This is a genomic window from Cryptosporangium sp. NPDC051539, from assembly GCF_044454545.1.
In the GTDB taxonomy this organism is placed as follows: Bacteria; Actinomycetota; Actinomycetes; order Mycobacteriales; family Cryptosporangiaceae; genus Cryptosporangium.
The window spans coordinates 358,563-372,602 of sequence record NZ_JBITDV010000010.1; the positions used below are offsets into that span (position 1 = coordinate 358,563).

The 14,040-nt window shown below is 71.0% G+C and carries 12 protein-coding genes; 7 read left to right on the forward strand and 5 right to left on the reverse strand.

Annotation, left to right across the window (positions count from 1 at the left end):
• The first annotated feature begins 409 nt into the window (after positions 1 to 409).
• Positions 410 to 2,257, forward strand: coding sequence for a hypothetical protein (locus ACIBZJ_RS30080; protein WP_395935474.1), 1,848 nt, complete (start codon positions 410 to 412; stop codon positions 2,255 to 2,257).
• On the opposite strand, the gene ACIBZJ_RS30085 is transcribed toward ACIBZJ_RS30080, so the two are convergent.
• Positions 2,240 to 4,309, reverse strand: a complete 2,070-nt coding sequence (locus ACIBZJ_RS30085) for an acyltransferase family protein (protein ID WP_395935476.1) — start codon at positions 4,307 to 4,309, stop codon at positions 2,240 to 2,242. The two genes, ACIBZJ_RS30080 and ACIBZJ_RS30085, sit on opposite strands and share 18 nt — an antisense overlap.
• A 121-nt stretch (positions 4,310 to 4,430) precedes the next feature.
• Between ACIBZJ_RS30085 and ACIBZJ_RS30090 the strand changes: the two genes are divergently transcribed.
• Positions 4,431 to 6,479 carry a prolyl oligopeptidase family protein gene (locus ACIBZJ_RS30090; RefSeq protein ID WP_395935478.1) on the forward strand — a complete coding sequence of 683 codons (2,049 nt, stop codon included), beginning with the start codon at positions 4,431 to 4,433 and terminating at the stop codon, positions 6,477 to 6,479.
• A gap of 36 nt (positions 6,480 to 6,515) precedes the next feature.
• Here ACIBZJ_RS30090 and ACIBZJ_RS30095 read toward each other — a convergent pair whose 3' ends face one another.
• Genes ACIBZJ_RS30095 through ACIBZJ_RS30105 form a run of 3 tightly spaced genes read right to left on the reverse strand, consistent with a single transcriptional unit; the run spans position 6,516 to position 9,115 of the window.
• Entirely contained in the window at positions 6,516 to 7,448 is a 933-nt protein-coding gene (locus ACIBZJ_RS30095) for an LLM class F420-dependent oxidoreductase (protein ID WP_395935480.1), read from the reverse strand.
• A gap of 34 nt (positions 7,449 to 7,482) precedes the next feature.
• Positions 7,483 to 8,250: a precorrin-6A synthase (deacetylating) gene (cobF, locus tag ACIBZJ_RS30100; RefSeq protein WP_395935482.1), complete on the reverse strand. Its 768-nt coding sequence runs from the start codon at positions 8,248 to 8,250 to the stop codon at positions 7,483 to 7,485.
• A gap of 10 nt (positions 8,251 to 8,260) precedes the next feature.
• The gene (locus ACIBZJ_RS30105; RefSeq protein ID WP_395935484.1) at positions 8,261 to 9,115 is read right to left on the reverse strand and encodes a LysR family transcriptional regulator; all 855 of its coding nucleotides are present in this window, start codon (positions 9,113 to 9,115) and stop codon (positions 8,261 to 8,263) included.
• Positions 9,116 to 9,185: 70 nt separating this feature from the next.
• On the opposite strand from ACIBZJ_RS30105, the gene ACIBZJ_RS30110 reads away from it, so the two are divergent.
• Complete coding sequence (locus tag ACIBZJ_RS30110) at positions 9,186 to 10,076, forward strand: dihydrodipicolinate synthase family protein (protein ID WP_395935486.1); 891 nt, start codon at positions 9,186 to 9,188, stop codon at positions 10,074 to 10,076.
• Here ACIBZJ_RS30110 and ACIBZJ_RS30115 read toward each other — a convergent pair.
• Positions 10,005 to 10,631, reverse strand: a complete 627-nt coding sequence (locus ACIBZJ_RS30115) for a (2Fe-2S)-binding protein (RefSeq protein WP_395935488.1) — start codon at positions 10,629 to 10,631, stop codon at positions 10,005 to 10,007. The genes ACIBZJ_RS30110 and ACIBZJ_RS30115 overlap by 72 nt on opposite strands.
• Before the next feature lie 102 nt (positions 10,632 to 10,733).
• On the opposite strand from ACIBZJ_RS30115, the gene ACIBZJ_RS30120 reads away from it, so the two are divergent.
• The 4 genes from ACIBZJ_RS30120 (at position 10,734) to ACIBZJ_RS30135 (ending at position 14,037) form a co-directional block, all read left to right on the forward strand.
• On the forward strand, positions 10,734 to 11,321 hold the full coding sequence (locus ACIBZJ_RS30120; protein ID WP_395935490.1) for a TetR/AcrR family transcriptional regulator: 588 nt from the start codon (positions 10,734 to 10,736) through the stop codon (positions 11,319 to 11,321).
• A gap of 182 nt (positions 11,322 to 11,503) precedes the next feature.
• Positions 11,504 to 11,680 carry a hypothetical protein gene (locus ACIBZJ_RS30125; RefSeq protein WP_395935492.1) on the forward strand — a complete coding sequence of 59 codons (177 nt, stop codon included), beginning with the start codon at positions 11,504 to 11,506 and terminating at the stop codon, positions 11,678 to 11,680.
• 72 nt (positions 11,681 to 11,752) lie between these two features.
• Positions 11,753 to 12,484: a response regulator transcription factor gene (locus ACIBZJ_RS30130; RefSeq protein WP_395935494.1), complete on the forward strand. Its 732-nt coding sequence runs from the start codon at positions 11,753 to 11,755 to the stop codon at positions 12,482 to 12,484.
• Complete coding sequence (locus ACIBZJ_RS30135) at positions 12,481 to 14,037, forward strand: ATP-binding protein (protein WP_395935496.1); 1,557 nt, start codon at positions 12,481 to 12,483, stop codon at positions 14,035 to 14,037. Before ACIBZJ_RS30130 ends, ACIBZJ_RS30135 begins: the two co-directional genes overlap by 4 nt.
• Positions 14,038 to 14,040 lie beyond the last annotated feature (3 nt).

Consider the following 14,040-nt stretch of genomic DNA (forward strand, 5'->3'; position numbering starts at 1 on the left):
GCCGGTAGGGACCGGGCCGGTGGCGGCTCAGCCGGTGGGAGCCGAGCCAACGGCAGCCTCGTCGGTGGGCACCTCGACGGTGCAGGCCTCGACGGCGGCGGGGGCGCCTGCGCGGGTGGGGGCGGAGGCCTCAGGGGGCGCTGAGCCGTTCGTCGAGGAGGCTCCGGCACACGCCGGCGAGGTGAACGGGCGGTCCGCACTGTCGGCCCACGAGTCCCGCCCGGCCGATGCCGGGCTCTCCGCCGACGCACCGGGACGCGGCCCCACGACGACCGCGACAGCGGCCCCCCAGACCAGCACAGCCCCGCAGGCCAGCACAGCCCCGCAGACCGAGGCGGCCGCGACCGGGGCGGCCCCCCAGAACAAGGCGGCCCCGGCCGCGGGCACGGCTGCTGGGGGGCGGGCGCCCGTGCCTGTGGCGGAAGCCGTGCCGCCGGTCTCGGCGCGGTTCGTCGACATCGCCGCGATCACGCTCATCCTCACCGAGCTCCTGATCCGCGCCTGGGCCGCCTGGGGCGGCTACTTCTCCCTGGACGACTTCACGTTCGCCCGCCTGGCCGCCGAAAAAGGCCTCAGCGGCGACCTCCTCTTCACCCCCTACAACTCGCACTTCATGCCCGGCGCCTACCTCATGGTCTGGGCCGAAACCACGATCGCCCCCCTCGACTACCGGGTGGTCGCCGGAGTCGACCTCGCCCTCCTCGCGATCAGCTTCGGCCTCATCTGGCTCCTCGTCCGGCGCCTGGCCGGCCCCCGCCTGGCCGCCCTGATCCCGCTGGCGGTCGCGCTGTTCAGCCCGATCACGCTCCCGGCCACGCTCTGGTGGGCGGTCTCGATCAACCAGCTCGCGATGCTGATCGCGATCCCCGGCGCGCTGCTCGCCCAGCTCGCGTACGTCCGCACCGGCAAGCGGCGCTACGGCGTCATCGCGGTACTCGCCGCCGCGCTAGCGCTCCCGTTCTACGAGAAGGCCGCGCTGATCGTCCCGCTGGTCTTCGCCTTCACCGTCCTCCTGCAGCCCCACGCGGACCTGCCCGACCGCCTCAAGGCGACGCTGCGCCGCTTCAAGGCGCAATGGATCTCGTTCGTGCTCGTCGGCGCGGTCTACGCCGGCATCTACGTCACCCGCCCGCTCGACAAACGCGCCGACTCCGCAGTGGACCTCGGCGGTCTGTTCGGCAACGCGGCCACGAACTCGGTGCCGACCGGCCTGCTCGGCGGCCCCTGGTCGTGGAAGGCGATCGGTGCGGTCGACGCCAGTGCGCACCCGCCGGTCGCACTGCGGATCGTCGCCTGCGCGATCATCCTCGCGGTCATCGCGCTGACCGTGTACCGCCGCCCGCTCGCCTACCAGGCCTGGCTCCTCCTCGGCGGAATGCTCCTGTTCGACGTCCTGGTGCTCGCGGTCGGGCGTCTGCAACTGGGCTCCGGTGCCGCGATGGAGTTCCGGTACTTCACCGACCTCGCGCCGGTGGCCGGCGTCGCGCTGACGCTCGCGATGTTCGGTCCACCGGAGTGGGCGGCGACCTGGTCCCAGCGCACGGGCATCGAGTGGCCTCCCGTCCTCGGCGGCACCCGCCTGAACCTCGCGAACCCGAACGCGGTGGTCCTGCCGCTGGTCGTCGCGCTGTTCGTGAGCAGCCTGGTGTCGACGGTGAAGTACAGCAACCGCTGGCACGAGAACCCGGCCAAGGACTACGTGACGAACGCCCAGAAGTCGATCGTCGCGATGGGACGCCAGGTCGACCTCTACAACGGCGCGGTCCCGGAGAAGGTCGCCTGGGGCGTCCTCAACCCGACGAACTTCCCGTCCCGGCTGATGGCGCCGCTCGACCTGCCGATCAACCCCGACCCGGCGGTCAGCAAAGACCTGTACGTACTCGATGGGAGCGGGAACCTCACGCATGCGCGGGTCGACGGGGCCAAGGCCCCGACCGGCACGGTCAGGAACTGCGGCTACCGGGTGAGCGGGAAGCGGTTCCCGGTCTTCCTCGACAAGGTGCTGTTCAACTGGTGGTGGTACGCGGAGTTGCACTACACCGCCCAGCAGACCACAACTGTCGTGTTCAACTCGGCGAACACGCGCGGCAGGCAGATCACGTTCGAGAAGGGTGAGCACGTGCTCTGGGTCAAGGTGACCGGCCCGGCGGCGTGGATCACGTTCGACGACGTCTCCCGGAGCGCGGGCGTCTGCCTCAGTTACGCCGCGGTCGGAGTGGCCCTCCCCGGCGACCCGGTCTCACCGGGCGGCAACTAGCCGGGGCTCCAGCCAGCCCCACAGCAGCTTCCCGCCTCCGGTGGTGAGGTGGACTCCGTCGGTGCGGAGCGTCACGCCGTTCATCTCGTTCGAGTAGCCGTTCCTGCACAGGAACGGGTTCGGGTCGATGACCGCCACCTTGCTGCCCAGCGTCGCCGCGGCCTTCCTCGCGGCGACGTTGGTGGCGACGACACGTTTCGGGTCGTTGATCACCGGCGGGTACCGCCCGGCGGCGAACATCGTCGCCGCCGGCAGGCCGGGGTCGGCCACCGAGTGGCAGTGGTTGAGCACCACGAACGCACGCGGCGCGTACTTGAGGATCTCGCGCAGCACCTGCACGTAGTCCGCGGTCGTCACCCGCTGCCACTCCGCCGACGTGTACGGCACGGTCCGGCCGTCGATCCACCGGTCGTACTGCTCCCACGTCCCGGAGAACAGGACGCCCACCGTCGGCGTGGCCACCTTGATCTCCGCCTCCCGCCGGGCCGCCCAGTCGGTGCACAGCGGCTGCTCGGGCGAGACCGGCTTGCCTTCGATCGCCGCGGTGTAGGGGACGACCCCGCACCCGAACCGGGTCGCGATGCTCAGCGTCACGTCCCGGCCCGGGTGGTCGCGCACCGCGGCGAACAGGCTCAGCGTGTTCGAGTCACCCACCAGCAGGATCTTGTTCGCGCCCGACCCGCCGGCCGTCCCGTCCTGGGCGACCCGGGCGAGCGAGTCCACCGAGTCGGCCGACTTCTCCTTGATGCCGGCGACGCCCGGCACCGTGACCCCCACCAGTGCCGCGACCAGCGCCAGAATCGCGATCGGGCCCGCCACCTGCGGCGAGGCCAACGAATTCGGCGCCGCCCCGATCCGCAGCGGACGCTCGACGACCAGGAAACTCACGACCGACACCAGGCCGGTGACCGCGAGCCGCACCACCAGCAGCGCAATACCGTCGATGCCGGTGCGCGCCGGGTTCAGCAGCAGGTAGACGGGCCAGTGCCAGAGGTAGATGCCGTACGAGAGCACCCCGAGCACGACGAGCGGCCGCCAGCTGAGCAGGACGTCCGGCGACATCCGCTGCGCGCCGATCACCGCCGCCACCACCAGCGCCGAGAGCACCGAGACGAGCAGGAACCCGCCTTGGTACATCCGTGGATCGGTCTGATCGGCGACCACGAAGGCGATCAACAGCCCGGCCAGCGCGGCCCAGCCCAGCACCGCGACGATCGTGCTGCCGACGATCCGCCGGCCGACCGGCGAGGCGAGCAGACACGCGGCCGCCGCACCGACCAGCAGCGCCTGCAGGCGGGTGTCGGTGCCGTAGTAGGCCCGCGAACCGTCGGAACTCGACTGCACGGCGGCCATCACCGCAGCCGACCCCAGCGCCGCGACCGCGAGCAGCCAGCCGAGCGCCCGCCGCCCGAGGGGCGTCCGGAAGAGAACGAGGAGGACGAGGGGCAGCAGCAGATACCACTGCTCTTCGATCGCCAGCGTCCAGGTGTGCTGGAACGGCGACGGGTCTTCGTAGGCCTGCGCGTACGACTCGCCGCGCAGCACGAACCACCAGTTCGAGACGTAGAACAGCGCGGCCAGCGCGTCACCACGGGTGCTCGGCGGCCACTCGACGCCGAGCAGTGGGAACAGCACCAGCACGGCGCCGACCATCACGACCAGAGCCGGCAGCAGACGCCGCGCCCGGCGGATCCAGAAGTTCTTCAGGTGCAGCGTGCCGGTGCGGTCGTGTTCGACGAGCAGCAGCGACGTGATCAGGTATCCGGAAAGGACGAAGAAGACGTCGACGCCGACGAAGCCGCCCTCGAACGTCTCGACGCCACCGTGGTAGAGCAGGATCGCGATCAGCGAGAGCGCCCGGATGCCGTCCAGGCCCGGGCTGTAACGGTGCCCGGAGACGGCTCCCGAACTCTTCGGCCGGCTGAACGACTGGCCCTCGGCGACCGAGCTTCTCGCGGTGTCGAGGGGCCCTACGGTGTTCGTCGCCGCGGGCCCCGCCGGGGCGTCGTCCGCGATCGCTAAGTCCGTCTGCTGCTCCGCATGCCCGGCCACGCGCCGATTCTGCCATTACTCGCCGGTAAGGAACTACGACTCCACAGGGAAAATCCGAGCCGATCCACGCCCCCCGAACCGCCTAGCGCAGTGCCCGTGTTCCAAGGAGCAGACTGTCACCGTGGAATCCACTGAAACGCCCGAACCAGCAGAGACGGACAGATCACAGTCAACGGATAGTAACGACCCATATCGATGGCTCGAAGATGTCACCGGGGACGCTCCGCTCGAATGGGCCCGTGAACACAACACGCGAACGCTCGCCGACTACGGCGACTCGCCCCGGTTCACCGAGATGCAAGCCGAGATCCGCGAAGTCTTGGACGCCGAGACGCGGATCCCGTACGTCCTGCGCCGCGGCGAGTACCTCTACAACTTCTGGCAGGACGCGGCGAACCCCCGCGGCCTCTGGCGCCGGACGACGCTCGAGCAGTACCGCAACGACAAACCCGACTGGGACGTCCTGATCGACGTCGACGCGCTGGCCCGGGACGAGGACCAGAACTGGGTCTGGCACGGGTCGTCGTTCCTCGAACCCGGCTACGACAAGTGCCTGGTCTCGCTCTCCGTGGGCGGGTCCGACGCGGACGTCACCCGCGAGTTCGACCCGGTGACCAAGCAGTTCGTCCCGGACGGGTTCACGCTGCCGGAGGCGAAGAGCAGCGTCGGCTGGGTCGACGAGAACACGCTCTACGTCGGCACCGACTTCGGCGACGGTTCGATGACCGACTCGGGCTACCCCCGGCTGGTCAAACGGTGGACCCGCGGAACGCCCCTCGACGAGGCGGTCACGCTCTTCGAGGGCGAGTCGTCCGACGTTTCCGTGCACGCCTGGCGCGACCCGCTGTCCGGGTTGGACTTCCTCACCCGCAGCGTCGACTTCTACCACCGCACGCGGTACGTGCTGGTCGACGACGTTCCGGTGCTGCTCGACGTCCCGTCCGACGCGGAGATCCAGGTGCACGGTGGTCACCTCACCGTGGAACTGCGCACCGCGTGGGAAGAGCACCCGGCCGGCTCCTTGCTGATCATCGACTTCGACCGCTTCCGGGCCGGTGACCGTGGCTTCGAGGTGCTGTTCGCCCCCGACGACCGGTCCGCGCTGGTCTCCTACGTCTGGACCGAGCACGCGCTGCTGCTGAGCTCGCTGGTCGACGTCCGCCCGAGTTTGGACGTGCTGCAGGCGGGCCCGTCCGGCTGGACGCGCACGCCCTCGGCTCCGATTCCGGAGTGGAGCACGGTCCGGGTCGTCTCCGCCGACCGCTACCACGGCGACGAGTACCTGCTCGCGGTCGACGGCTTCCTGACGCCGCCGTCGCTGCAGCGGTACGTCGCCGGTACGGACGAGCCGGGCGAGGTGCTGAAGCGGTCGCCGGAGCGGTTCGACCCGGCCGGCATGTCGGTGCGCCAGCACTTCGCCACCTCGTCCGACGGCACCCGGGTGCCGTACTTCGTGGTCGGGCCGGCCGGATCCGAGGCGCGGCCGACGCTGCTGACCGGGTACGGCGGCTTCGAGATCCCGATGCTGCCCGGCTACGACGGCGGGCTGGGCCGGGCCTGGCTGGCCCGCGGCGGCGTGTACGCGGTGGCCAACATCCGGGGTGGCGGCGAGTACGGCCCGCGCTGGCACCAGGCCGCGCTGAAGGAGAACCGGCCGCGGGCCTACGAGGACTTCGCCGCGGTCGCCGCCGATCTGGTGTACCGCGGAATCACGACGGCCGGGCAGCTCGGCGTCACCGGGGGGAGCAACGGCGGGTTGCTCACCGGCAACATGTACGCGCAGTACCCGCAACTGTTCGGCGCGGTCGTGATCCAGGTGCCGCTGCTCGACATGCGTCGCTACCACACGCTGCTGGCCGGAGCGTCGTGGATCGCCGAGTACGGCGACCCGGACGACCCGGCCCAGTGGGAGTACATCCGGACGTTCTCGCCATACCACCTGCTCGCGCGCGAGCGTCCGTATCCGCCGTTGTTGGTGACAACGTCGACCCGGGACGACCGGGTACATCCCGGGCACGCACGGAAGTTCGTCGCCCGGCTGGAGCAGCTCGGCTACCCGGTCGACTACTACGAGAACATCGAGGGCGGCCACGGCGGAGCGAGCAACAACGAGCAACGGGCGTTCATGCGGGCGCTGTCGTTCGCGTTCCTCGCCGACCGCCTGGGATGAGTCTCCGGGGCGCGCGGCCCGCGCGCCCCGGAATCCTCACGCGAGTTGCGGTGCCACCTCTTCGGCGATGAGCGCCAGGTGGTCCAGGTCTCCCAGGTCGAGGAACTGCAGGTAGGCGCGCTCGGCTCCGGCCTCGGCGTACTGGCGCAGCTTGGCCGCGACCTCGTCCGGCGTCCCGCAGACGCCGTTCTGCTTGAGCTCGTCGACGTCCCGGCCCACGGCGGCGGCCCGGCGGGCGACCTCGGCGTCGTCCCGGCCGCAGACCACGATCTGCGCGGCCGAGAACACGAGTTCCTTCGGGTCGCGTCCGGCCTGCTCGCACGCCGCCCGGACCACGTCGTACTGGGCCTTCACCGTCTCGACCGAGTCGAACGGGACGTTGAACTCGTCCGCGTACTTCACGGTGAGCGCGGGCGTCCGCTTCTTGCCCTTGCCGCCGATGACGATCGGCGGGCGCGGGCTCTGGGCCGGCTTCGGCAGTGCCGGTGAGTCGACGACCTGGTAGTGCTTGCCGTCGAACGAGTACGTCTCGCCCTCGGGAGTGCTCCAGAGGCCGGTGATGATCTCGAGCTGCTCCTCGAGCCGGTCGAACCGCTCGCCGACCGGCGGGAACGGGATCGCGTAGGCCTTGTGCTCGGCCTCGAACCAGCCCGCACCGAGGCCGAAGTCGACCCGGCCACCGCTCATCCGGTCGACCTGCGCGACCGCGACGGCCAGCGGCCCGGGGTACCGGAACGTCGCCGACGTCACCAGCGTGCCGAGGCGGATGCGGGACGTCTCGCGGGCGATCGCGCCGAGCGTGATCCAGGTGTCGGTGGGGCCGGGCAGGCCGCTGACGTCACCCATCGACACGTAGTGGTCGGAACGGAAGAAGGCCTCGTAGCCGAGGTCCTCGGCGGTCTTCGCCACCGCGAGGAGCGTCTCGTAGTCGGCACCTTGCTGGGGCTCAGTGAATACGCGCAACTTCATGATCGCCATACTCACATGCGACTTGGTGCCCGTTTTAGCCGGTCGGCCGTCGGACCAGATACGTGTCCATGATCCAGCCCTTCTCGGCGCGGAGCCGGGCCCTTTTCGCGGTGACGTGGTCCATGACCTCGTCGAGCGGACCGGCGATCAGCACCTCGTCGGGCGTGCCCAGGTAGGCACCCCAGTAGAGCTCGGCGCCCTGGCCGCGGAACCGTTCGCAGGCGAGGTGCGCATCGAGCATCACGACGAGGTCGGCATCCTCGGCGTCGTCGTGCTTGCCCGCGGCGACCCGGCGTCCCGTGGTGACCCGGACCGCGCCCGCCGTGCGGGTGAGCGTGATGCGGTGCCGCGCGGCGAGCAACTGCACGCTGCTGATGCCCGGGAGGACGTCGTACTTGAGCGGTACCTGGCCGCGGGCGACGATCGTGTCGAGCATCGTGATCGTGCCGTCGTAGAGGGCGGGGTCGCCCCAGACCAGCAGACCCGCGGTCCCCTTCTCGCCGATCTCGGTGCGCAACGCGTGCTCGACGGCCATCGAGCGAGCGTCCCGCCAGGCCTCGACGGCTCCGGCGTAGTCGTCGGCGGTGCGGTCCCGGGGCGGGTCGGCGATCGTCACGACCCGGTAGCCGTCGGCGCCGAGGAACCGTTCGAGGATCGCCTGCCGGGTGGCGGTCAGCTCGGCCGTGGTCTCGCCTTTGTCGAGCACCAGGAACGCTTCGACGCTCCGGAGCGCCTCGACCGCCTCGACGGTGAGAAGCCCCGGATCGCCGGCCCCGACGCCGATGACCCGAATGTGTCGCACGCCGAGAAGGCTACGGCGTGCCGTTGCGGAGCACGGCGATGCAGGCGGCGATGGCCGGATGGGAGCGCGCGCCACGCCGGAACGCGATCCGGGTGCGGCGGCGGATCGGCAGCGTCTGCAGGCGGACGTTGCCGGGCCGGTGCTCGACCCCCAGCCGGGGCACGACCGCGACGCCCTGCCCGGCGGCGACGAGCGCGAGCACCGCCGTGAAGTCGTCGGCGTAGTGGCGGATCCGCGGCGCGACCCCGGCGTCCCGGCAGAGCCGCAGCGCGACCGCATGGCAGAGCGTCCCCGGGCTACCCACGATCCAGTCGGCGTCGAACGAACCCCGGTCACCGGTGTGGGCCAGGTACACCTCCTCGTCGAGGAGGGCCACCGACTCGGTGGCCGGGTCGGGGGCGGCCGGAGCCAGGTCGTAGTCGTGCACCAGGGCGACGTCGAGCCGGTGGTCGCGCAGTGCGGCCGGCACGTCGACCGGGTCGAGCTCGACCACCTGCAGATCGAGCCCGGGATGGTCACGCCCGAGTGCGGCCAGAGCGTCCGGCAGCAGTGTGCGCACGGCGCTGGGGAACGCCCCGACCCGCAACCGGCCGGTGACCCCGGAGCGCGCGGCCGCGAGCGTCGCGTCGGCCGCCTCCAGTGCGCCGAGCAGCACCTCGGCGTGCTCCACCAGCGCCTCGCCGGCCGTGGTGAGCGTGACGCCGCGGCCGCGGGGCTCGAGCAGCCGCACCCCGGCCGTGCGCTGCAACGCCGCGAGTTGCTGCGACACGGCCGACGCCGTGCACGAGTGCGCGTCGGCGACGGCCGCGATCGTGCCCAGGTGCGACAGATCACGCAGCAGGTGCAGCCGCCGGACGTCAAGCATTAGCTCAGCTTAGGCATCAAGTTAGGAATCGGAACTGGTCCTTTCGGATCAGGCCCGGGATGCTCGCGTCATGACGCTCACCGGACTGTTCGTCCCGCTGATCACCCCGTTCGACGCCGACGGCGGTGTGGCGCGCGCCGCGCTGGAGCGGCTCGCCTCCGAGATGGTGGGCGCCGGGGTGAGCGGGCTCGTCGCGCTCGGCACCACCGCCGAGACCGGGTCGCTCACCGCGCCCGAACGGGCCGCCGTGCTCGACGTCGTCGCGACGGTGTGCCGGGCCCGTTCCGTACCGCTGGTCGTCGGAGCCGGTACCGGCCCGGAACTGGCGGCGCTGGCCGGGCGGCCGGAAGTGGTCGCGGCCCTCACGGTCGTGCCGCCGTTCGTCCGGCCCGGCGAGGCGGGAGTGATCGCCCAGTTCCGGACGCTGGCCGCGGCGAGCCCGGTACCGCTGATCGTCTACGACGTACCGCTGCGGACCGGCCAGTACCTGTCGGCAGCGGCACTCCGGGAGCTGGCCGCGATACCCGGGGTCGCCGGGGTGAAGCACTGCGGCCTGACCGCCGACACGGTGGAGCTCCTGGCCGGCCCGCCGCGCGACTTCGCGATCCTCGCCGGTGAGGACGTGCTGGCCGGGCCCCTGCTCGCGCTCGGCGCACACGGCGCGATCCTGGCGTCCGCGCACTGCGCGACGGACGCGTTCGTCTCACTGGTGCGGGCCTGGGAGGCCGGTGACGTGGCCACCGCCCGCGCGCTCGGCGCCGGGCTGAGCCGGGTCTCGTCGGCACTGTTCGCCGCGCCGAACCCGGCCGTGATCAAGGCCGTGCTGCACGCACAGGGCCGTATCCCGACCCCGGACGTCCGGCTACCGCTGCTGGCCGCGCCGCCGGAGCTAGCGGAGCGCGCAATCGCCGCAGAGGCCGCCGTTCGGGACGCGGTAGTAGAGGCAGCAGCTGCGGCGTGAGAAGTCGTCGCCGGTGAGCGTGCCGGTATCGGCCAGGGGTGGCCGCCGGAGCAGGTCGCGGGTGGCTTCCCAGCCCGCCGCGGTGTTCAGCACGCGGGCGGTGCCCACCAGCGCGGACGTGACGTTTCCCCGCAGCAGTGCGGTGGGCAGCCGGACTCGCTTGCGCAGAGCGTCCGCCAGAGGGAACAGGTGCCGGTCGACGACCGTGCGGAAGACACCGTCCGGCGTGCTCTCGATCGGGTCGAGGCCCAGCGTGAGCGAGCCGTCGGCCGACCGCCACCACAGCCGGTCGGGAGACAGATCGGGCACGATCCCGGCGATCGACGCCGGGCCGAGCGCCAGTGACCAGAGCCGGGCCGCGTACCCCTGGAACAGGATCGAGGCCCCGATCCGCGGCTCGGGAGCATCGATGCGGCGGGTGACCTCGTCGATCAGGTGCGCGAGCGCGTCCTGGCCCGGGTCGTAGAGGTCGCTGACCGGTCGGCCGCCGCCCGTCCCCAGCGCGAAGTAGGGCCCGAGCTTCCCGGCCTCGCGCAGTGCCGCGCCCGCGTCCACCTCGTCGAAACTACTCGACGGGACGGCGGCCGGCGCGATCCCGGGCGCCTCGACTGGCGTGTCAGTTGGCTAACTGACTCCAGACGCCGGAGTGTCAGTGAGATGACTGACTCACAGAAGCGTGGGGGCGAGAAGCGGGAGAAGTTGGTCGCCGGCGCCGCGGAGATGCTGTACCGGCACGGTGTCGAGGCCACGACGCTCGCGCGGGTCGCCGAGGCGTCCGGCGTTCCGGCCGGAAACCTCTACTACTACTTCAAGACCAAGGACGACCTGGTCAGGGCCGTCATCGATGCTCAGGCCGCACAGGTCCGGGCGATGCTCGCCGCGCTCGACGGCCGTTCCGGCGATCCGGTGGTCCGCCTGACCGGCCTGGTCCGGCGCTGGGAGGACATGCGCGACGTCGTCGCGCGGCACGGCTGTCCGCTCGGCTCCCTGGTCTCCGAACTCGATCATCGGGACGACGGCCTGGACGTCGAAGCCGCCCGGCCGATCAGCCGCATCCTCGACTGGGCCGAGCAGCAGTTCGCGGCGCTGGGAGCCGACCGGCCGCGCCCGCTCGCGATCACGCTCTTCGCCGGTATCCAAGGCGGCGCCCTGCTGGCCAACGCGTTGCGCGACCCCGAGGCGATGAGCGTCGAGGTACGTCACCTCGAGGCGTGGCTCGAGAGTGGTACCGGCCTGTGCAAATGATCAAAAAGGGCTGGGAGAATGATGGGAGAATGAGAATCGGCTGAAAGTGTTACGCAGTTTTCTCGGAATCCGCTGGGGATCGGCCGACCGGAACCATGGGCCGCATAAGAGCCTCCTAGGGGCTCGCCAGGAATCGCATTCACCACCGGCGGACACCGCACAGCCGTGGAACCGTTGGCCACGTGACAAAATACTCGAACGCACTTCGCGGCGCCCTCGTCGGTGTGGTGGCGCTGGCCATCGCCGGGCTGTTCTACCAACTCGTCCACGACGTCCGGATGTCGATTTTCGTCTTCCTGGTGTCGGTGTTCGCCGGCAGCATGTTCGCGATGATCAGCATCGTGACCCGGGAGAACTGACCTGTTCGCCCGCGCCCTCGACGAAATGGGATGATGAGCAACACCAGCACGCCCATCCGTCCGAGGAGCGCCATGGCCGAGCGCGAGGCCGAGGCCCCCGAGGCCCGTCTGCTGGTCGTCGACGACGAGCCGAACATCGTCGAACTGCTCGACACCAGCCTCAGCTACGCGGGCTTCGAGGTGCGAACCGCGACGAGCGGCCGGGAAGCCGTGGCCGCGACCAGCGAGTTCATCCCCGACCTCATCGTGCTGGACGTGATGCTGCCCGACCTCGACGGCTTCGAGGTGCTGCGCCTGCTCCGCGGTTCCGGCACCCGGATCCCGGTCCTGTTCCTCACCGCCCGCGACGGCACCGACGACAAGATCAGCGGCCTGACGCTCGGCGCGGACGACTACGTCACGAAGCCGTTCAGCCTGGGCGAGGTACTCGCCCGGGTCCGCGCGGTCCTGCGCCGGGTCGCCGAGGTACCGATGGTTGCGGAACGCACCTCGGACGCTTCGGCGCGCTCCGCGTTCGCCGACGTCGAGGTCGACCGCGAGACCCACGAAGTGTGGAAAGCCGGTAAGCCGGTCACGCTCTCCCCCACCGAATTCCGGCTGCTCCAGTATTTCCTCGACAACCCCGGTAAGGCGTTGTCCAAGGCCACTATTCTGGATCACGTCTGGCATTACGATTTCGGGCGTGATTCCAACATCGTCGAATCGTACGTGTCGTACTTGCGGAAAAAAGTCGATACGACCGAACCACGGTTGATCCACACGATCCGGGGCGTCGGTTACGCACTGCGGGTGCCGCGCTCTTGAGCCGGCCCCGGCGCGTGCTGGCCGCGGTCAAAGCCGCGCCCGATCTGCTGCCGCTCGGCGTCAAGCTGGTGGCCGCTCTGGTCGTGCTGCTCTCGGTCGCGCTGCTCGTCACCGGGTTCACCGGCACGCTCGCGCTCCGCGGCTACCTGATCGAACGGGTCGACCACCAGATCAAGGGCATCGCCGGTCGTTACTCCCGCGACCTCCCGGAGTCGTCCAGCACGTCGGTGAACAGCGGCGACTCGGCCAGCACCTACATCCGGTACGAGCCCCCCACCGGTGAGCCGATCGTCCGGCTGAGCCGGCCGTCCAACAGCGACCAGTCGGTGCCCCGGCTGCCCACGCTCGACGCCGCCACCATCGACCGCCTCGACGAGACGCTGTTCACCGGCCGGCCCACCGGCGCCGGTCGTCGCTGGCGGATCTTCGTCCGGAAGCTCGACGACGACCGCGGCACCTTGGTCGTCGCGGTGAGCTTCGACAACATCGACGCGACCGTCACCCGGCTGATCGGCATCGATGCCGGTACCGGCATCGTGACGCTGCTGGCCCTGGGCGGGCTGGGCTGGGCGATGGTCCGCTCCAGCCTGCGTCGCCTCCGTGAGGTCGAGACCGTCGCCGAGGCGATCGCCGGCGGCGACCTGAGCCAGCGCGTCCCGCCCGGTGGGGCCCGCACCGAGGTCGGCCGCTTGGCGACCGCGTTGAACTCGATGCTCGAACAGATCGAGACCGCGTTCGCGGCCCGGGAGGCGTCGGAGGCGAGCGCCCGCGCGTCCGAAGAGCGGATGCGCCGGTTCGTCGCCGACGCCAGCCACGAGCTGCGCACCCCGCTGACGTCGATCCGCGGCTTTTCCGAGCTCTACCGCCAGGGCGCGGTGCCCGACGACCGGCCGGCCGTCGACCGGGTGATGCGGAAGATCGAGGCCGAGGCGCTCCGGATGGGGCTGCTCGTCGACGACCTCATGCTGCTGGCCCGGCTCGACCAGCAGCGTCCGATCGAGGCGAAGCCGGTCGACGTGCTGCGGCTGGCGATCGACGCGGTCGAGGGTGCCCGGATCGTCTCGCCGGCCTACCCGATCACGCTGCGGGTCGACAGCGAGGTGCCGCTGACCGTGATCGGCGACGAGGCCCGGCTGCGCCAGGTGCTCGACAACCTGCTCTCGAACGCCACCATCCACACCCCGGCCGGTACGCCGGTCGAGGTCCGGCTGGGCGTCGACCGTCACGAGGCGGTGGTCGCGGTGGCCGACCAGGGGCCGGGCCTCGCGCCCGACCAAGCCGACCGGGTCTTCGAACGCTTCTACCGCACCGACCCGGCGCGCGGCCGGGGGCAGGGCGGCTCGGGCCTGGGCCTGTCGATCGTCGCCGCGCTGGTCGCCGCGCACGGCGGCACGGTCCGGATCGAGACCGCTCCCGGTGAGGGCGCCACGTTCCGCGTCCGCGTGCCGTTGGAGCCGGTCCGGGCCGACGAGCCGGAAGACACGGACGAACCGGACGGGAATCCGGAGGCGCAACGAGCCCGGTCGCGGCAGGCTGGGAGTATGCAGTCCTGAGCC